Below are 18,775 nucleotides of genomic sequence, written 5' to 3'. Positions count from 1 at the left end.
ATTAACACTAATCGCCCACAAAAGGCGGGTGCAAAGATACTATAATTTTGATAAAAGACAATAGTTATCAACTATTTATCTTTATAACTTTTTAATTGAACCAAAAATTAACGTTCCCGCTTTAAACGCTGCTTTTTTAACACGTCTTTTGTTAGCTCTTCGTACTCGGTTCTATTCTTAAATATCTTCAGCGCCATGAAGACCGCTTCTTCGAACGAACTCGAATCAGCCACCCCTTTTCCAGCTATTTCATAGGCAGTACCGTGATCCGGCGATGTTCTCACTTTACTTAACCCTGCCGTGAAATTTACACCTTGACCAAATGCTATTGTTTTAAACGGAATTAATCCTTGGTCATGATATGCCGCTAAAATTGCATCGAACTTTTTATAGCCATCAGATCCAAAAAAGCTATCTGCTGAATATGGTCCATATACTAAGTGACCCATATTTGACATTTCTTTTATCACCGGCTTCATTACCTCATCGTCTTCTTTGCCAATTACGCCATTATCTCCGCTATGCGGATTTATACCTAACAAAGCGATTTTTGGTTTACGAATACCAAAATCCATCATCAACGACTTTTCTATGGTATTGATCTTATCGCGTATTAATCTAGGAATTATTGCTGCTGAAACATCTTTTACCGCAACATGATCGGTTAGTAAACCAACCTTTAAGGTATCTGTCACCATAAACATTAAACTTTCGCCTTCTAGTTCTTGCGCTAAAAAGTCCGTATGCCCTGGGAATTTAAATTCTTCTGACTGAATATTGTTCTTATTGATCGGTGCCGTTACCAACACATCTATATCTCCCTTTTTTAATGCGTCTACTGCAGCTCGCAATGATTTAATGGCATATTCACCACCTTCTTTAGTTGCCTGCCCAAAATCAATTCTAGGCATTTCTTTCCAAACATTTACAATGTTAATCTTATTGTCTATGGCTTTCGAAGCTTCTGGTATACCATTAAAAACAATATTGAGCTTCAATTGTTTCATTTGAAAGGAAACCGTCTTATTAGAGGCAAATATAACGGGAGTACAAAAATCTAACATTCTGCTGTCTTCGAATGTTTTTAATGCTACCTCACAACCTATTCCGTTCAAGTCTCCTATAGAGATGCCTAACCTAATTTTCCTGTTTTCCTCCATGATAATCTGTACCTTTGTACTCAATTTTGAATATTCAAAATTACTTAAATTAAACGACACATGTTTACGGGAATTATTGAAACATTAGGTAAGGTTACTTCTCTTGAAGCTAAAGGCGGTAACTTAGATATAACTATAGAATCTAGTTTAACACCTGAACTGAAAATAGATCAAAGTGTAGCTCATAACGGCGTTTGTTTAACCGTTGTTAGCTTAACGGATACTACCTACACAGTAACTGCTATTGCTGAAACATTAAGCAAAACCAATCTTGATAGTTTAAAAACAAACGATACCGTAAACTTAGAACGCGCTATGATTTTAGGATCTCGGTTAGACGGACATATTGTTCAAGGTCATGTAGACCAAACGGGCGAATGTACTAGCGTAAAAGAAGATAATGGAAGTTGGATTTTTTCATTTACCTACGATTCGAAAACTGGAAACCCAACTATTGAAAAGGGGTCTATTACCATTGACGGTACGAGTTTAACGGTAGTGAATTCTGGCAAGAATACTTTTGAAGTAGCGATTATACCCTACACCTACGAGCATACTAGATTTAATACTTACAAACCGGGTACTATTGTAAATCTGGAGTTTGATGTTATTGGGAAGTATGTTGCAAAGTTGATGGCGAAATAACCCGCTATACCTTAATAAATATCTTTTTCTGATATAGAATATAGCCCAAAAGGCTATAAAACAGCACTACACTTAACCCGTACAAAAGGGATGATGTTTCTAGTGCCAGAAAATCATGGACATATACTGTTTGAAATAACCACCCATGTAAAGAGGTGTCACCAATTTTTATTTGCCCCATTACCTTACTGATAAAACTTGACAAGAAATAAATAACAATAGCATTTGCCCCTGCATACCTGAAGACGGAGCCGAATTCTATTTTCTTGACATCTGTTAAATAATAAATCAACGCCAGTATAAGATTTGCCCAACCTGCGGTTACCAACACAAAACTGCTTGTCCAAAGGGCTTTATTGATTGGAAAAATAATATCCCAAATATGCCCTATAATAAGAAGACTGCCGCCCAATCCCATTAATATAGTTGCTTTCTTTTCTTGCTTGCTGGTTAAAATGAGACCTGTGAACACTCCTAATAAGGAGCTTGCGATTGAGGGTATGGTGCTTAACAATCCTTCTGGGTCATAATCTGGCTTGTAATTATGTGAACCGAAGATTTTTACATCTATCCAATTGGCTAAATTATTTGGTGCCCTTTCTAATGTTGATGTCACTCCGTCTACAGGAACAAAAGTCATCAACAACCAATATCCTATTAATAATATCACTGTTACCCAAATCAACTGTTTCCAATTCAGGTTGATGAATAACAATGCGCCAAAAAAGAACACGACACCGATTCGTTGCAACACTCCCGGAAAACGAATATCACTGAAGCTTTTAAAGAACGGAAAGTGAATAAGAAACGCACCTAAGAAGAGTCCCAATGCAATTAACTTCAATGCTCTTATCGCAATCTTCTTATAAGCTTTAGCATCTACGGTTCTATTTTTATAAGAGAATGCTATTGATGTGCCCACGATAAATAAGAAGAAAGGAAAAACTAAATCAGTCGGCGTATAGCCATGCCAATCAGCATGGAGGAAAGGGGCGTATACATTAGACCATGTACCTGGTGTATTTACCAAGACCATTAGTAATATGGTAGCTCCCCTAAAAATATCGACCGATAAAATTCTGTCTTTTATCATCCTATTACTATAAGATATTACCTTTTAAGCGGTTCCAAGCTTTTACCAACAACACTCCTGCAATTGCTGATACTACGGTTAAAACAATAGCTTGTGTTGTTCTGCCATAGATCCAATACCCTGTAGCGAACATTATAGAATAAATTAGAATAACCCCTAACAACATTGCCGTTATACCTGCGGGTACACTCCACTTTTCTTTATCTTTTACAATCTCTACTGCATCGGTTTTTGCATCGGCGACTACTTTATACCAACCTGGTCCACCCGGTTGAATCTTCTTATAGAAACTTCTTAAGGTATCGTTAGATTCTGGTTGTGTCATAAATGTCGCTATCAACCAAATCGCCGTAGTCAACACTACAATAAATATGTATTCTGACCAGTCTGGCAAAACGCCTGTTTCCGTAGCAAAAAGATATGCACCTACGGGAGTCAGTTTTAATATGATAGAAATAATACCCGATGCGAACATCGCAGTAATCTCACTCCATGCATTAATTCTCCACCAGAACCATCTTAGTATAAATATAAGTCCGGTACCGGCACCAAATGCTAATAATATATCAAATAACTGAAGTGCATTTTGAAGCAACAATGCCAATGCAGCACTAAATAGCATTAAAACAACTGTTGAAATTCTACCTACTGCTACCAATCTCTTTTCAGATGCATTAGGATTTATCTGTTGCTTATAAAAATCAAAAACGATATACGAAGATCCCCAGTTTAACTGTGTACTTATCGTACTCATATATGCTGCGACTAAGGATGCTAAAACAACACCCAACAATCCGCTAGGTAGTTTGGTCAACATTGCTGAATATGCTAAATCATGACCTAATTTATCTGGAGTTACATTTGGGAAAGCTTCTTGTATACTCGCCAAATCTGGATATACTACTATAGAAGCTAATGCCACCAAAATCCATGGCCACGGTCTTAATGCATAGTGCATGATATTAAAGAAGAATGTTGCACCAATTGCATGATTTTCATCTTTTGCCGCTAACATACGTTGTGCAATATAACCACCGCCACCTGGCTCTGCACCTGGGTACCAAGAACTCCACCATTGCACGGCTAGGGGAATTATAAATAAGGTAATCAATGCCTTCTTATTACTGAAATCTGGCAATATGTTCAATTTTGAAGCTACATTTTCATTCGCCATTAAGGCTTCGATACCGCCAACCTCGGGAATATTCACTAAGTAATATGCTGCACCTATTGCCCCTGCCATTGCTACAAAGAACAAAAGGAAATCGGTATAAACAACACCTTTGAATCCGCCAAGGGCGCTAAAAGTTACTGTAATTAATCCTGCACTTACAACAGTCTGCCAAGGCTCTAAGCCTAACATAATGCTTCCTATCTTAATCGCTGCCAAAGTAACGGCAGACATGGTAATTACATTAAAAATAACCCCTAAGTAAATAGCTCTAAACTTTCTTAAAAAGCTAGCAGGTTTTCCGCCATAGCGCATTTCATAAAATTCTAAATCTGTATTTACATTCGACTTACGCCATAGTTTTGCATAAACGAAAACCGTTAACATACCTGTTATTAAAAAACACCACCAAACCCAGTTCCCTGAAACTCCGTTGGTACGTACGATATCTGTTACCAAATTGGGTGTATCTGTTGAAAAAGTAGTTGCTACCATTGAAAGCCCTAAAAGCCACCAAGGCATTGTACGTCCTGAAAGAAAAAATTCCGAAGAACTTTTACCAGATGTTTTAGATACATAAAACCCTATGCCTAAGACAAGGGAAAAGAAAACTATAATAAAAGTATAGTCTAGCGTACTGAGTTCCATAAGTTGGTTTTAGGTTGATTGTTAAAGATATATTATTTTAGGACATTCTTATACCTAATACGCTAAACGTACCACGTGCTTCTATCAATAACTACAGAAATTACCCCAACCGCTTGGATCTTGGCATCAATTGCGACCTTTATCATAGGGTTATCTAAGGCAGGCATTAAAGGTATTGCTGTTTTAAACGTTACCATAATGGCTTTGGCATTTGGCGCAAGACAGTCTACAGGCATGGTGGTACCTCTTTTAGTTCTTGCTGATATTTTTTCCGTTATCTACTATAATAAATATACACAGTGGAAATATGTTTTTAAAGTATTACCGTGGATGCTCGTTGGTTTATTAATAGGTGTATTCATAGGAAACGAACTGCCCGAAAAGTTCTTTAAAATAGCCATGGCAACCATAATTATCATCACCGTTGGTATGATGTTTTATTGGGATCGCAAAAAGGACAAGAACGTACCTTCTCACTGGACATTTGCCGGAGCCATTGGCACCATAGCAGGTATTACTACCATGGTAGGTAATTTAGCGGGAGCTTTCTCTAACATTTACTTTTTAGCCATGCGCTTGCCAAAAAATCAATTTATAGGTACGGCAGCTTGGTTATTTTTAATTGTAAATATCATTAAACTTCCATTTCATTTTTTCGTCTGGAAAACCATATCTATTGAAACTTTACAATTGAACTTGATGCTTTTACCTGGTATTCTTTTAGGGTTTTTCGTTGGAGTCCGATTTATAAAACACATTAAAGAAGCTTTCTTTAGAAAGATGATCTTAGTATTGACAGCTGTTGGTGCTGTGCTTATTATGCTTAGTTAGTACTTTGTTTTAAGTTTGAGTTATTTTGGTGTGAAAATCAATTTTAAAGACCTTTTCCGATACTAGATGAAAAATTACATTTTAATACTTTCAATTTTTTCTGTCTTAAATATATTCGGTCAAGATTCGATGACTGCAAGTTTAGTTGAAAGTGTTATTGATCATGATTTCCCGAAAGACTTTGAGCACTATTTGTTATTTAAAGAAGGTTTAGAAGAACCTATTATTAACGATTCGCTTCAAAAATTTCAAATACGAGAATTAAAATTGATAGCCAATAATTTTCCTTTAGACTTGATATATAAATCAAATGAGGAAACTATAGACTGGACAAACTACTCTTTAAAAAATGTAAAAAATCTGTCTAGTAAAAAGTATAAAAGATTTTCTCCACCTCTAGCAAAGAGTATCATTTTTGTAAAATATAATATTAGTCCCGGGAAATACGATAGTATTTTAAGAAATAAAAAACGCCATTCTATAGTTGTAAAGAAAAAACTTCTTTGGAATAAAAATAAGATTTGGGCAAATAAAAAACTTAACGAAGAACTGGTTAAAGCTTGGGAAATTGACGAGGAAATTAATGAAGAAGAGAATATATACTTTCAAATTTCTAAGCCTATATTTTCAAAAGACCATAAATATGCTAAAATTTCTATTTTTGAAAACCACCGTTGTAAAGGTGAAGGTTACACCCTACTTTATAGAAACCACAATGAAACTTGGGAAATGCTATTGAGATACAATTTTGTGTCATCTAAGATTTGGACATCGCATGCAAAATGTGGCAATATTCAAATAGTAGGCAAATAATATATTACCAAAGAAACAAATCTAATTAATAGGATTATTTTGGTGTTGATTTCTGTGGGAGCTGTGCTTATTTTGCTTAGTTAAAGATTGGATTTTTAAGTTTAGATTAATTATTCTCAACACGCTTGTAAATGAAACCAGAAGAATTTAAAAAATTATGGACTTCAAATGAAGAAAAACTTAACCCTATTAGTACAAATAGGTTAAATGAACTTGGATTACGTGATGCCTCTATCCAATTTCTAAACACAGTTGGACTTCCAGAAAGTGCTGCTCCATTTCTTAGTTTCGTTACGGATTCAGATGATTTATACAAGGGAATCCATAAACTGACAAAAATTTATGAGTTCTTAGAGCCTGAATTTGACAAGTACATAGTTATTGGAAGTTGCAGTGATGGAGACCCCATTGTCGTAAATACAGAATCAGAGGATCGAATAGAATATCTTGATCATGAAGATTATTTCTCCCCCAAACCTTTCAACTCAAATTTTAGCTCATTGACTGACTCCTTAATTGCTTACAAAAAATTCATTGATAGAGTTCTAAAAGAAAACGGAGAAGACGCAATTATGAATTCTAATTTTTCTGATGAACAATTTGAAGCCCTAAAATTGGAACTATTATTAGCAGATTCTAAAATTATAAAACAAGATGGGTTTTGGTTGGAGCAAATAGAAATGGAATTGGAAATGAGAAAAGATTTTCGAAACGAATAAGCTTTCTATAAATACATATAAAATGAAATATTAAATTTTAACATCAACCCAAAACCATTAACCCAATAAAGTCCACATATTTCAGATTAGGGTTAATCTTTACCTCACGTAACCAGTAATTTAGCAATACTAACCTAAATACCGTTACATATGAATATCATAGGAAATTTTATAAAAGGAGTTATCGATATTACCGACAAAATTACTGGTGATGATAACCCTATTGCAGATCAAAAAGCTGTTCTTCAAAACCTTTTAGAAACTGCAAAAGATACTTCTTTTGGTAAAGCCTATGACTTCAATAATATTCTAGAAAATGATCATCCGCAGCAAGCATTTCGTGATGCCGTGCCTTTTTTCGACTATAATCAAATCAATGAAAAATGGTGGCATAAATTGCACGAAGACCAGACCGATGTAACGTGGCCCGGTAGTCCAGATTATTTTGCGCTGAGTTCTGGCACTACAGGTAAAACTAGTAAGCGCATTCCGGTGACCGATGCTATGATAGATGCTATTAGACAAGCGGGTATTAAGCAAGTGTTGGCAATTTCGAATTTCGATCTTCCGGCAGATTTCTTTGAAACGGGAATTTTAATGCTGGGCAGTTCTACTGATTTAATAGAAAATGATGATCACCTAGAGGGCGAAATCAGCGGTATTAGCGCAAGCAATATACCATCTTGGTTTAGTGGATATTACAAACCCGGAAAAGAAATTGCCAAAATTGATGACTGGGATGAACGTGTTGCTAAAATTGCTGAAAAAGCTGCAGATTGGGATATTGGCGCACTGAGCGGAATCCCTTCTTGGATCGAGTTAATGCTGAAAGAAGTCATTAAAAAACACAACCTCAACAACATTCACGAGATTTGGCCTAACCTGCAGGTGTACACTTCTGGCGGAGTTGCATTTGGACCTTACGAAAAAAGTTTTAATGCCTTAATGGGGAAACCTGTAACGGTAATTGACACCTATTTAGCATCTGAAGGATTTATTGCCTTTCAAGCTAGACCAGAAACTGATGCGATGAAATTGGTGACGGATAACGGAATTTACTTTGAATTTGTTCCTTTCAATCCCGATTATATTTTAGAAGATGGTTCTCTTTCACAAGATGCTCCTTCACTAACATTATCTGAGGTTGAAACCGGTCAGAATTATGTACTTATTATTAGTACGGTTAGTGGTGCTTGGCGTTACCTTATTGGTGATACTATTGAGTTTACCGATGTGGAACGTGCCGAAATTAAAATTACGGGGCGTACCAAGTTCTTTTTGAATACTGTCGGCTCACAATTATCGGTCAATAAACTGGATGATGCCCTACAAGACATCATGGAAACTTTTGATATTGAAATACCCGAATACACACTTTGTGCGAAAAAGTACGAAGACGGATTTTACCATACCTGGTATTTAGGAACTAACGCTACCCAAGACCCAAAAGAAATAGCTAAAAAGCTAGATGAGTCTTTAAAAGCTGCCAATAAAAACTACAAAGTTGCAAGGTCTAAAGCTCTAAAAGGAGTGAAGGTTTTTACTATTAATCCTGATGTGTTTTACGATTGGAACGATAGCAACAAAAAGAAAGGCGGACAAGTAAAAATGGAGCGAGTAATGAAAGAAGAAAAGTTTGCCGAATGGGAAGCTTTTGTAAATGAGCACAATTAAGCCCCTATTTACCTTGACTTAACGCATCTCTCTCTTCAACCAATAACATAATTTCTTCTGGAGATAGGTACAGGTTTTTAATACGGTCTACATATTCTTTTGTTAATCCTGCTTTCTTTAAAATAAATTCTTTGGTGGCAAGAATATAAGTTTCCATACCATGTGTAACGGCAAAAGAATCTGCACGACGCTCTGCCTCTCGTATATAATTTTCAGAGGTTACATATTTAAATCCGAAGCCTATTAAATTAAAACCGCTTCGCTGCTGGTAATCCATTACATGACCAAGTTCATGGCCCAACCACCCTATCATAATTTCTGAAGGTATGTCTTTGGTATAGTACACCGAATCGGCAATCTTTATCCTTTCGCTAATCAAAATATTATAAGACCTATTTTTCTTAGACTTAAATACACTCCAAAATGAGGGCTGTGCCTGCATTGTTGACTTTTTGATTTCCTTTTTAAACTTAAATTCAATTTTAGTATTCGCAAGCTCAGGATAGTGAGACAGCGCAATTTTTGCTTCTTCAGTTATTTCATTGGGTATTGTATGTTGTGCAGATGCAACCATAGTGTAACTTAATAGTATTAAGATTAAATAATTCAATTTGTATTTATATAAGGGTTTTATCAAAGTAGGGGACTAAAGAATTTGGCAAGACCTTCTAAAAACTTACTGAACGGCGATCTCTTTTTAAATTTTTCTAAATCTACCTTCGCCTCATCGGTACAATGTTTTGAAAATAGCTCTTCTATTTCAGAAGCTTTTTCTTTATCATACAAAATAGCATTGGTTTCAAAGTTGTGCTCAAAGCTTCTATAATCAAAATTACCTGAGCCTACAGAAACTATTTCTCCATCGATAATGATAACCTTACTATGAGAAAAATCTGGTCTTAAATAAATATTAGCTCCTACTTCTAACAAAGCTTCAAAAGTGGAAAACATACTATATTGAGCCAATAAAGAATCTGATATTTTAGGGGTAAGCAAAGTAACTTCTACTCCGCTTAGTGCCGCTATTCTAATTGCTTCTAAAACCGGCTCTCCAGGTATAAAATACGGATTAGCGATACAAATACGTTTTGTTGCAATATTGATCATTGCCAAGTATTGCTGCATAATTGCAGGATATTTAGAATCTGGTCCGCTTGAAATTATCTGTGTAACCGTATTACCAACAGGTTCTACTTTTGGAAAATACTTGTCTTGCAACAACAATTCTTCTTTACCTGCAAAATGATAATCTTTTACAAAAACTCGTTGTAAACTATTTACTGCAGGACCTTCTATTTTTAAATGTAAATCTTGCCACACACCAAGTTCAGATACTGGTTTCATGTATTTATCAGACACATTGAATCCGCCAGTGAAACCAACTTTGCCATCAATGATTATTATTTTTCTGTGATTTCTATAATTAAGGGTGAACAATAGATTTCCGAAACGAATTGGCATCGTCGGATATGCTTTTACCCCAATATCTATAAACCGTTTTACCCTCTTGCCTCGCATAGAATTGCTACCAAAAGAATCATATAACATTCTAATTTCAACACCTTCTTTTATCTTCTTTTGAAACAGTTCGTGAAATCTGTCTAACAACATGCCTTCTGCTAAAATATAGTATTGAAGGTGTATGAAATCTTTAGCCTCTTCTATGGCTTTAAATATAGACCCAAACGCTTCTTCTCCACTATTTAACAAAGTTACCTCATTACCTTCATAGGGCGCGAAATAGCTGTTTTTTCGAATAAGTGAGGCTAATTTTTCTGGCTTATAGTCGTCGAACCTATGCACACTTTGTTCACCACCCTCAAGCTCTTTATGGGTTTCTGAATACAGTCTTCGTTTTTCGGTCTGCTTTAGTTTAAACAGCTTAAATTTTCTTCTGTTAATACCAAATAGGTAATATAAAAGCGGACCCAAAAAGGGGAAAATTATTACAGATAAAGACCAACTAACCATCTTAGTTGCCTTAGATCCATTAAATATAATATTGACTATACTCCATAAAGTTACCGCTATGTATGCAAGCCAAAAAACAGTATTCATTATTAATTATTTTGTTCCATAACAAGATACTATAATTTGCTTAAGCCCTAGTTTGATTAAACCTATTAAGATACTTTTAATTTTAAACGAGTTAATTACTACCTCTAGATGTGAGTACTTTTAAAAAAAAGTAATGGGAGTGATCGCTATGGACATAAAACAAATAACCTTATATTATAGTTCGCAAAATTCTATAGGCAAGCAATTGAATGCCTATGTTGAATCTTCAGGTAAAGATCATTTAACTATAGATATTTCTAAGACGAACGTGACAGGTACCCAATGGGCAGAATTAGCTGATGGGCTAACTAAAAACATTTCTGACTTGGTGAATACCGAGCACCCAGATTTTAAAGAAGCATATGGCGAAACATCTGTTGATCTTGATGATGACGGTTGGTTGAAAATTTTAAACAAGAATCCTAGTTTTTTAAAAAACGCCATCGTTATAAAAGGTGAAGATTTTATTGAGCTTACAAGTGCATCTGACTTTAAGAAATATATGGACCCAGATAGTACAGGTTTTGAAAAGCCTTATAAGTAGTAGCGATTTCAAAAACGCAACGCTTACACTGATACATAGGGTTTGCCAAACTTCTAAACAAATTGCTTTTAAAGATACCTTATGTCCAAAATTTTAAAATGGCTTGTTTTACTTCTTATTTTCTGCGTTGGTGGCTATTTGCTTGCCAAATGGAAAATGAAAAAAGAGGTTGTTAGCTTTTTAGAAAGAAAGGTACCGGATCATATAGATTTTTCATACGAACAATTGAACATCAGCCTTATAAAAGGCAATATAGCATTTAAAGACGTTGCCGTAATTAGCTTAGGTAAGCAGACTTCTTCTTGCGAAATTAAGGTGGATGCTGAAATGCTTTCAATTAGCGGATTTGACTATTGGAAAATACTATTTCAAAAGTCCATTTTTATTAAGTCTCTAACCCTTACCAAACCTCATCTAAATTTTAAAACTTGCCCTGAAAATGTTGACAATGAAGTTGCCAGCAAAAGCAACCCCATCAAATTATTAAAAGAAATATTTATTGAAGAAATCATATTCGATGCCGGTAGGGTAGAAATTTGGGATTCTAACGAGGAAGTAGCACTTATAGCTGTCGACCAAATAAATCTTACGTTAAAAGAAGTAGCTACCGATCCCGATATTATAACAAAATATGTTCCGTTCACATTTACAGATTACAACATCGAAATTCAAAACTTCAATGCGCCTTTAGGTAAATTCGAAAAGCTTGAAATGCAGTCGATGGTGATAAACAATTCCACTGTTGATATTACCGATATTGTACTTTCTACTGTCTATTCTAAAGCTGAATTAAGTAGAGAATTCACCTATCAAAGAGATTATGTTCATTTATCTATTCCCTTAATAAAAGTTGAAGACCACAACTATTTGGTCAGTAATGATTCGCTACATGTAAACCTCAAAGAACTTTTACTTTCACAACCTAAACTAGAAGTATACCGCGATAAATCCAAATTAGAAGATTTTAGAAATAAGCCTCTTTACGGTAGATTACTGCAAAAACTACCCTTTAAAGTGGCAATTGACTCTATTTTTATCAAAAAAGGAGCAATTGTCTATGAAGAGAATATTCCGAATAATGTAAAAGCCGGTGCATTGAGTTTTGAAAATTTAGATGCAGTAATCAGTAATTTATCAAATAAAAAAAATATTGAAGACCCTGTTCAAATTCAACTAAATGCCGATTTAATGGGAACAGGAAAATTTCATCTTAATTGGCAATTTGATGTTTATGATTCCCGGAGTACTTTTCTGATTTCTGGCGGATTAGCTAATTTCAATACTTCTAGTTTAAATGATTTTCTGGTGCCCAATTTAAGAACCCAAACTACAGGAACTATCGACCAGCTTTACTTTACTATTTCTGGAGACGAGTATGCTGCTGCAGGAGATATTAAAATGAGGTACGAAGATTTTAAATTTCAAGTACTCAACAAAGAAAGAAACGGAGTAAAAAAAGTACTTTCATTTATTGGTAATCTATTTATAAACGATGGGTCAAAAACAGATGAAAATGGATATAGATTTGGTGATATAGAAACTGAGCGAATAAAGAATAAATCTTTCTTTAATTATCTATGGATCAATTTAGAAGATGGTCTTTTAGATATACTAACAGGTAACGGAAGGAAAGATTAAACTAGACCGCTTAAAATTATTTTACTACTTTTCGCATTATATATAACATACCAAATTTCTTGGCAGCCGAGAATGCGGTCGATACCCAGTTATACGGACTCAAATCTTCTTGTACATCTTGTTTCAATCCTTTAAGCTCTTCTAAAGCAATTTCGCGCTCTAGTTTTAAGCGTTTTAAATTGAACTCTATTTCCTCAAAATTTTTGTACATATCTTCTTAATTAAAGAATTTAACAGACAGCTTTTTTACTAGCATATTATCAATTTTACCTCTAAAAACATAAGCTAAAATTAATAACGCTATAAATAAAGCTCCGGCAATTAAACATGCGCCAACCATACTCTCAAGAATGTTCGCCAAGAAAACGACACCAGCTACAGTTATAAATATAAGTGCCAAAAAAGCAAGACCACCTATAACTGCCATTTTTAGCAGCATACCGGTGGTCATTGTTAATTGTTGAAACACTTTTAGCCTGTAGTATTCTTGGGTTTTCTTATAGTAAACCTCTCCTACATCAATTGCCTTATTAGACGTTTCGTTAAGTGATTCAATTACTCCCATTTATACTGTTTTCTGCAGTTTCTTATTTTTTGTCTTCAACTCAGACAATTTCTTCTCTAAGGTTGAAATCACATCTTCTGTTTTGTAACTTAAATCAGATACTAAAGATTCTACTCTTGTATCTAAGGTTTCTCTCTCGTCAGACATTTTAGAGGCAACCCTGTTTTTAAGATCCACTGCACTATCTGCAAAATTATCTCTTGTAGCAGCTGCTTGGTCAGCAATTAATCTTCTTGTATTCTCACCTTTATCTGGTGCGTAAAGAATTCCTAAAGCTGCACCTATGGCAGATCCTGCGATAATTGCTAATAATGTATTTCCACTATTGTTCATATTATATATTTTAGATTAAACGTTTTTTTGTACCTGATAAAATATTTATTATCCTGCTTTACAAATGTCTCAAATAAAGATACAACTACTTAACTCAAAACCTTTTAATATTGACGTTAACAATAGCTAAAAGGGTTAAGAATTTTATGGAACGAATTAATGCATCAAACTGTTTAACTCTAAATTTGTAACATGAAAGAATATCAAACTAAAAATCCGTACAACGGTGAGGTTGTAAATACATATACACAAGACAGCACTGCCTATATAAAAGAAAAAATAAATAAAGCTTTAGCTATAGAAGCCTCTTGGGCAGCTATGGAAATTGAAGATAGGTGCGAACTTCTCACTAACGTAGCAGAACTGCTAATAGAACGTAAAGAGCAATATGCAGAACTCATGACACAAGAAATGGGAAAACCTTATTCGCAAGGTATTTCTGAAATTGAAAAATGTGCTTGGGCATGTGATTTCTATGCACATAACGCTGAAGACCTTTTGGCTGATGAGGTCATAGAAACAGACGCTGACGAAAGTTTTATAAGTCATGATCCCTTAGGTTGCATTCTTGCCGTAATGCCATGGAATTATCCTTTTTGGCAAGTACTTCGTTTTGCAGCACCTACATTAACCGCAGGTAATACTGCATTACTTAAACATGCGCAAAATGTAACTGGTTGTTCTATGGCTATTGAAAAACTATTCTTAGATGCGGGTTATCCTGAAGGATGTTTTCAAAGTTTAAAAGCGGGACATGAAGAAATTGAAAAACTTATTGCCAATGACGGAATCAAAGCAGTAACCTTAACCGGAAGCGAAAAAGCTGGTAAGTCAATAGCAGGTACAGCAGGGAAAAATTTGAAGAAATCTGTTCTTGAACTTGGTGGAAACAATGCTTGTGTTGTTTGGGAAGATGCCGATTTAGATCAACATATAGATACTATGGTGACCGCACGTATGCAGAATACCGGTCAAAGCTGTATTGCTGCAAAACGCTTTATAGTTTGTGAGGGTATTTATGATGTTTTTCTAGAAAAATTTACTGCAAAGATAAAGTCACTTCAAGGTGGCGACCCTATGAAAAAAGATACGTTTATTGGTGTAATGGCTCGCGAAGACTTAGCCAAAGAACTTCAAAAACAAGTGAACGACTCTATAAAACAAGGTGCTAAAGTTGTGTTAGGTAATATGCGAAATAATGCTTATTTCTCACCTACCATACTAACCGATGTTACTGTAGACATGCCGGTATTTAAAGAGGAAACATTTGGACCTGTTGCTGCCATCACCAAAGCAAAAAATAGAGAAGAAGCTATTGCCTTAGCGGCAAATTCTAGATTAGGACTTGGTAGTATGTTATTCACTGAAGATATAGATGCCGCAATGGATGTTATATCTAATATACCTGATGGCGCATTCTTTATAAACGATATGGTCAAATCTGATCCACGATTGCCTTTTGGTGGTACAAAAGCATCTGGCTATGGTAGAGAACTATCTAGAGAAGGCATCTTAGAATTCGTAAACAAGAAAACCGTTTACATCAAAAAATAGAATTATGACACAAGAGACGAAATTTATAAAAGAATCAGAAGAAGAAACACAACAATATATTCTACAAAAAAATAAAAAGACTAAAGTTGGCGTAACCATACTAGTAGTCTTTTTGGTACTTCTTATTGTTGGTGTCGTAATTTCAAACGTATTTTTTACAAACTAAAGAACAGGACCAACATATAAAAAGGTGAGCATAATTTATTCTCACCTTTTTTTAGTCCTATCTAACTCAAACCTTATGTGCTAAGGTTTATCGATTCTTACTTTCAATGAAGATGAATTCACGAAGGTTTCGAATTATCCACTAAAAGCAAGAGAATTATTTTTGTACTTTTCTAAAGTATTATAAAACTATCATGTCTATACTAGTTTCTACAGCCGAAGAATTTGCCACTAATCAATTAACAGGCAATACTGATCCAAAATTTTTGTATCATAATCTTAGGCATACACAACGTGTTGCAGATAGCACTAAAGAACTAATTGAAGGCGAAAAAATTGGCGATGAAGAGAGCGAATTACTTTTAGTTGCAGCTTGGTTTCATGACCTTGGTTACACTGTTTCTTATGAGAACCATGAAGAGCATGGCTGCCAATTATCTAGAGATTTTTTAACCAAGCATAATTGTACTCCAACTTTTATCACCAATGTTTGCAATCTAATTCTAGCGACGAAAAAGGGATACGAACCAAAAAATGAACTAGAAAAAATAATTCGCGATGCAGATTCTTCTCATTTTCATGTCAAGAATTTTATGGCAACGACCGAGTTACTAAGAGAAGAGCTTGCTTTAGTTGGTAAAGAAAGTAACACTTCTGCAGACTGGCTAGAAGAAAATATTATCCTATTACGAGCTAAGCACCATTTTTATACCAAATATGCCATAACTAATTTGCAAGAAGGAAAAGACAAGAATATTAAGAGGCTCATCAAAGCAAAAAAGAAGAATAAAGAGCTCATTAAAAAGGAAAGTTTAAAAGCTAAATTTAAAGGAGAATTACCAGACCGCGGAATACAAACATTATACAGAGTTACACTAAGCAATCACTTAAAACTGAGTGATATTGCCGATACAAAGGCGAATATTTTACTTTCTGTAAATGCTATTATCGTTTCTATGGCATTGGCCAATTTGGTGCCTAAATTAGATAACCCTTCTAATGACTATCTATTTTACCCAACGTTTTTGTTTATAATTTTTAGTGTTGTATCTATGGTGATGTCCATTTTAGCGACCAAACCGAACGTAACCTCTGGTCAGTTTACAGAAGAAGAAGTAACTAGTAAAAAAGTGAATCTATTGTTCTTCGGTAATTTTCATAAAATGAAACTAGAGCAATATAATTGGGCAATGTCTGAACTTATTAAAGATAAAGAATACATCTATAGTTCATTGACTAAAGACCTTTATTTTCTGGGGCTTGTTTTAGAGAGGAAATATCGAATTTTACGGTGGACGTATACCGTTTTTATGATTGGTATGATAATTTCAGTAATTGTATTTGGTATAGCGCTGAAGTACTACGGTCCAGAACGAATATTAGAACTACCCGTGATGCAGCCCTAATTAAAGCGGCTATTCTAAATTTAGAAACAATAAGCTAATTGCATTAATCACACTCCGAAAGTCATTAAAAGTATACACAACAAAATGCCGATTGCAGCAATTACAATAGTGAACTTTAAAGCTTGTGCCAATGCTGGTTCTTTTGTTTGATTATTTACATTTACCCTGGTCATGAGCGGTTATTTAGAATTATACCACAAATTTATGCCGAAACATTCTAGAGTTTTAACTTCATAAATGAATTTCTTGTCTTCATTGCATTCTATCTAACTCATTGACATCGTGTAAAGTAAAATTAACGGACAGTTACCTTTAACTCATTTGTATCATTGCTTCCTTAAATGTAGCTTTTGGAGCCGAACACATTGGGCACTCATACGAGTCATCTATATCTTCAAATTTGGTGCCTGCGGCAATATTAAATTCTTCATCACCAAAAGTCGCATCATAAACCGTTAAACAGTCTTGGCATTGATATAGCGATTGTGTTGCTTCGATAACTTCAACTCTAGTCGTTTCTTCATCATCTTCAGCGCGACCTAACTGATCAAAATACATTTTACTTAATTCCATTAACAACCCTGGCAATTCTATTTTATCTATGTCTTGAGCATAGGTAATGTACTTTTGGCTGTTAGGGTCAAAATGCTCAAAATGTAACACGTTATATGTGGGGCGCACTTCAAATTCTTTAACAATGGTGGGCAAACTATTCTTTTCAATAATCACCGAGGCAAAGTGCGAACGTTTACCCACCTCATTGCTAATGCCAAAAGTAAGACCGTAGGTACTAATATCATTTTGATCAAAACTTCTTACTAAATACTTCTTTAATTCTAAGGCCTCGCCATCATCAATAGGCACATGCCAATTCATCTCTAATTGAGAATGTCTTACATTGATTCCTCTTTTACCTAAAAAGCGCTCTAAGGCAGGTCTGCTAGATTTCTTAATACCTTTTACAACAAAAGATTTCCATGGGGTAATACAGATTTTACCAATACTGTTATCTAAACAAAAGCCGCAGAATTCTTTTAAGAAGGATAGGTCATATTTATTATTTCTCCAATAAAGACCAAGCCAATACATATCTGAACCCAAACGGTTCATACCTTCATAATACGGAAAGGTCTGAAAAGGAACTTTCAGTTCCTTTTCCATGGTTTTATTATTCGTTTCTAGGTTCTTGTTCATCACAAAGAACAACTCATCTATATCGGTAATATCTTCATAAATTTCTTCGATCTGTTTTGAGATAGAATTGATATCCCAACTATAGATAAGCACCGGATAAAAAGCAGATGATTTCCAGTGTGGTAATTTAATATTCAAATACCAATAATCTTCTTGTTCAGATGCTATAAAGTTGAGGTTACCACTAAAAATGGGAACTAAGCGTTGTTTTGGATCGGTAATATTGATTTTCAACTTCGGTAAAAAATCAAATCCTTCTAGAATATAGAGATAAGTAGAACCCTTAAGCCAATGGGTCATATCAAAAATATCTGCCGACACATAAGAACTGACGATGTTCTGATACGTGCGATTGGCAATAATATCGGTATTAAACTTAGAAATACTTTCTAGCTGCTCTTCTTTAGCTTCCTTTAGCGGAAACAAAATATCTTGTCGAGACCCAAAATTCACACTTGTGAGTCCGGCAGATTCCAGCATGGTAATAATATCTTTCAATTCACCAGGAGATGTAACACCACCTTTTATCAGTATTCTATGAAGATCATCGTTCATGTCTCGCTA

General features: G+C 34.8%; 20 protein-coding genes. 10 read left to right on the top strand and 10 right to left on the bottom strand.

The features are described from left to right. Positions 1–107: 107 nt before the first annotated feature. A complete protein-coding gene (gene pdxA, locus Q4500_RS08115) occupies positions 108–1,160 on the bottom strand; it encodes a 4-hydroxythreonine-4-phosphate dehydrogenase PdxA (RefSeq protein ID WP_303599230.1) in 1,053 nt (350 codons plus the stop codon). A 60-nt stretch (positions 1,161–1,220) separates the two neighbouring features. Here pdxA and Q4500_RS08110 point away from each other — a divergent pair, with 60 nt between their 5' ends. Next, positions 1,221–1,805: a riboflavin synthase gene (locus Q4500_RS08110; protein ID WP_303599182.1), complete on the top strand. Its 585-nt coding sequence runs from the start codon at positions 1,221–1,223 to the stop codon at positions 1,803–1,805. A 4-nt stretch (positions 1,806–1,809) separates the two neighbouring features. On the opposite strand, the gene Q4500_RS08105 is transcribed toward Q4500_RS08110, so the two are convergent. Both Q4500_RS08105 and Q4500_RS08100 read right to left on the bottom strand, forming a co-directional pair. After that, positions 1,810–2,898: an acyltransferase family protein gene (locus Q4500_RS08105; RefSeq protein ID WP_368389737.1), complete on the bottom strand. Its 1,089-nt coding sequence runs from the start codon at positions 2,896–2,898 to the stop codon at positions 1,810–1,812. 7 nt (positions 2,899–2,905) lie between these two features. After that, positions 2,906–4,717, bottom strand: a complete 1,812-nt coding sequence (locus Q4500_RS08100) for a sodium:solute symporter family protein (RefSeq protein ID WP_303599181.1) — start codon at positions 4,715–4,717, stop codon at positions 2,906–2,908. Between the two features lie 75 nt (positions 4,718–4,792). Here Q4500_RS08100 and Q4500_RS08095 point away from each other — a divergent pair, with 75 nt between their 5' ends. The 4 genes from Q4500_RS08095 (at position 4,793) to Q4500_RS08080 (ending at position 8,754) form a co-directional block, all read left to right on the top strand. Beyond that, complete coding sequence (locus Q4500_RS08095) at positions 4,793–5,548, top strand: sulfite exporter TauE/SafE family protein (RefSeq protein ID WP_303599180.1); 756 nt, start codon at positions 4,793–4,795, stop codon at positions 5,546–5,548. A gap of 66 nt (positions 5,549–5,614) precedes the next feature. Further along, positions 5,615–6,361 (top strand): hypothetical protein, encoded by a 747-nt coding sequence (locus Q4500_RS08090; RefSeq protein ID WP_303599179.1) that lies wholly within the window; start codon positions 5,615–5,617, stop codon positions 6,359–6,361. A gap of 131 nt (positions 6,362–6,492) precedes the next feature. Beyond that, complete coding sequence (locus tag Q4500_RS08085; protein ID WP_299798930.1) at positions 6,493–7,080, top strand: SUKH-4 family immunity protein; 588 nt, start codon at positions 6,493–6,495, stop codon at positions 7,078–7,080. A gap of 150 nt (positions 7,081–7,230) precedes the next feature. Continuing rightward, complete coding sequence (locus tag Q4500_RS08080) at positions 7,231–8,754, top strand: GH3 auxin-responsive promoter family protein (protein ID WP_299798929.1); 1,524 nt, start codon at positions 7,231–7,233, stop codon at positions 8,752–8,754. A gap of 4 nt (positions 8,755–8,758) precedes the next feature. Here the strand turns inward: Q4500_RS08080 and Q4500_RS08075 are convergent, their stop codons facing one another. Both Q4500_RS08075 and cls read right to left on the bottom strand, forming a co-directional pair. Continuing rightward, complete coding sequence (locus tag Q4500_RS08075; RefSeq protein WP_299799044.1) at positions 8,759–9,328, bottom strand: hypothetical protein; 570 nt, start codon at positions 9,326–9,328, stop codon at positions 8,759–8,761. A 59-nt stretch (positions 9,329–9,387) separates the two neighbouring features. Continuing rightward, entirely contained in the window at positions 9,388–10,812 is a 1,425-nt protein-coding gene (cls, locus tag Q4500_RS08070) for a cardiolipin synthase (protein ID WP_303599178.1), read from the bottom strand. A 133-nt stretch (positions 10,813–10,945) separates the two neighbouring features. Between cls and Q4500_RS08065 the strand changes: the two genes are divergently transcribed. Continuing rightward, the gene (locus tag Q4500_RS08065; protein WP_303599177.1) at positions 10,946–11,356 is read left to right on the top strand and encodes an arsenate reductase family protein; all 411 of its coding nucleotides are present in this window, start codon (positions 10,946–10,948) and stop codon (positions 11,354–11,356) included. An 81-nt stretch (positions 11,357–11,437) separates the two neighbouring features. Then, a complete protein-coding gene (locus tag Q4500_RS08060; RefSeq protein WP_303599176.1) occupies positions 11,438–12,994 on the top strand; it encodes a hypothetical protein in 1,557 nt (518 codons plus the stop codon). A gap of 16 nt (positions 12,995–13,010) precedes the next feature. Here Q4500_RS08060 and Q4500_RS08055 read toward each other — a convergent pair whose 3' ends face one another. The 3 genes from Q4500_RS08055 to Q4500_RS08045 are packed head-to-tail and all read right to left on the bottom strand — an operon-like array spanning position 13,011 to position 13,892. Beyond that, positions 13,011–13,205: a hypothetical protein gene (locus tag Q4500_RS08055; RefSeq protein WP_299798917.1), complete on the bottom strand. Its 195-nt coding sequence runs from the start codon at positions 13,203–13,205 to the stop codon at positions 13,011–13,013. A gap of 6 nt (positions 13,206–13,211) precedes the next feature. Next, positions 13,212–13,559, bottom strand: coding sequence for a hypothetical protein (locus tag Q4500_RS08050; RefSeq protein WP_303599175.1), 348 nt, complete (start codon positions 13,557–13,559; stop codon positions 13,212–13,214). Beyond that, the gene (locus Q4500_RS08045; protein ID WP_303599174.1) at positions 13,560–13,892 is read right to left on the bottom strand and encodes a YtxH domain-containing protein; all 333 of its coding nucleotides are present in this window, start codon (positions 13,890–13,892) and stop codon (positions 13,560–13,562) included. It lies immediately after the preceding gene. A 192-nt stretch (positions 13,893–14,084) separates the two neighbouring features. Here Q4500_RS08045 and Q4500_RS08040 point away from each other — a divergent pair, with 192 nt between their 5' ends. From Q4500_RS08040 to Q4500_RS08030, 3 genes are all read left to right on the top strand, one after another. Continuing rightward, the gene (locus Q4500_RS08040) at positions 14,085–15,446 is read left to right on the top strand and encodes an NAD-dependent succinate-semialdehyde dehydrogenase (RefSeq protein WP_303599173.1); all 1,362 of its coding nucleotides are present in this window, start codon (positions 14,085–14,087) and stop codon (positions 15,444–15,446) included. A 4-nt stretch (positions 15,447–15,450) separates the two neighbouring features. Next, complete coding sequence (locus tag Q4500_RS08035) at positions 15,451–15,612, top strand: hypothetical protein (protein WP_303599172.1); 162 nt, start codon at positions 15,451–15,453, stop codon at positions 15,610–15,612. A 193-nt stretch (positions 15,613–15,805) separates the two neighbouring features. Next, positions 15,806–17,017 carry a Pycsar system effector family protein gene (locus Q4500_RS08030; protein ID WP_303599171.1) on the top strand — a complete coding sequence of 404 codons (1,212 nt, stop codon included), beginning with the start codon at positions 15,806–15,808 and terminating at the stop codon, positions 17,015–17,017. A gap of 47 nt (positions 17,018–17,064) precedes the next feature. Here Q4500_RS08030 and Q4500_RS08025 read toward each other — a convergent pair whose 3' ends face one another. Together Q4500_RS08025 and Q4500_RS08020 are read right to left on the bottom strand one after the other, a co-directional pair. Beyond that, positions 17,065–17,190 (bottom strand): hypothetical protein, encoded by a 126-nt coding sequence (locus tag Q4500_RS08025; protein WP_303599170.1) that lies wholly within the window; start codon positions 17,188–17,190, stop codon positions 17,065–17,067. A 139-nt stretch (positions 17,191–17,329) separates the two neighbouring features. After that, positions 17,330–18,766 (bottom strand): rubredoxin, encoded by a 1,437-nt coding sequence (locus Q4500_RS08020; RefSeq protein ID WP_303599169.1) that lies wholly within the window; start codon positions 18,764–18,766, stop codon positions 17,330–17,332. Positions 18,767–18,775 lie beyond the last annotated feature (9 nt).

The sequence above is a fragment of the Maribacter sp. 1_MG-2023 genome (genome assembly GCF_030547005.1).
GTDB lineage: Bacteria > Bacteroidota > Bacteroidia > Flavobacteriales > Flavobacteriaceae > Maribacter.
This window is presented reverse-complemented; position numbering and strand designations above follow the sequence as displayed.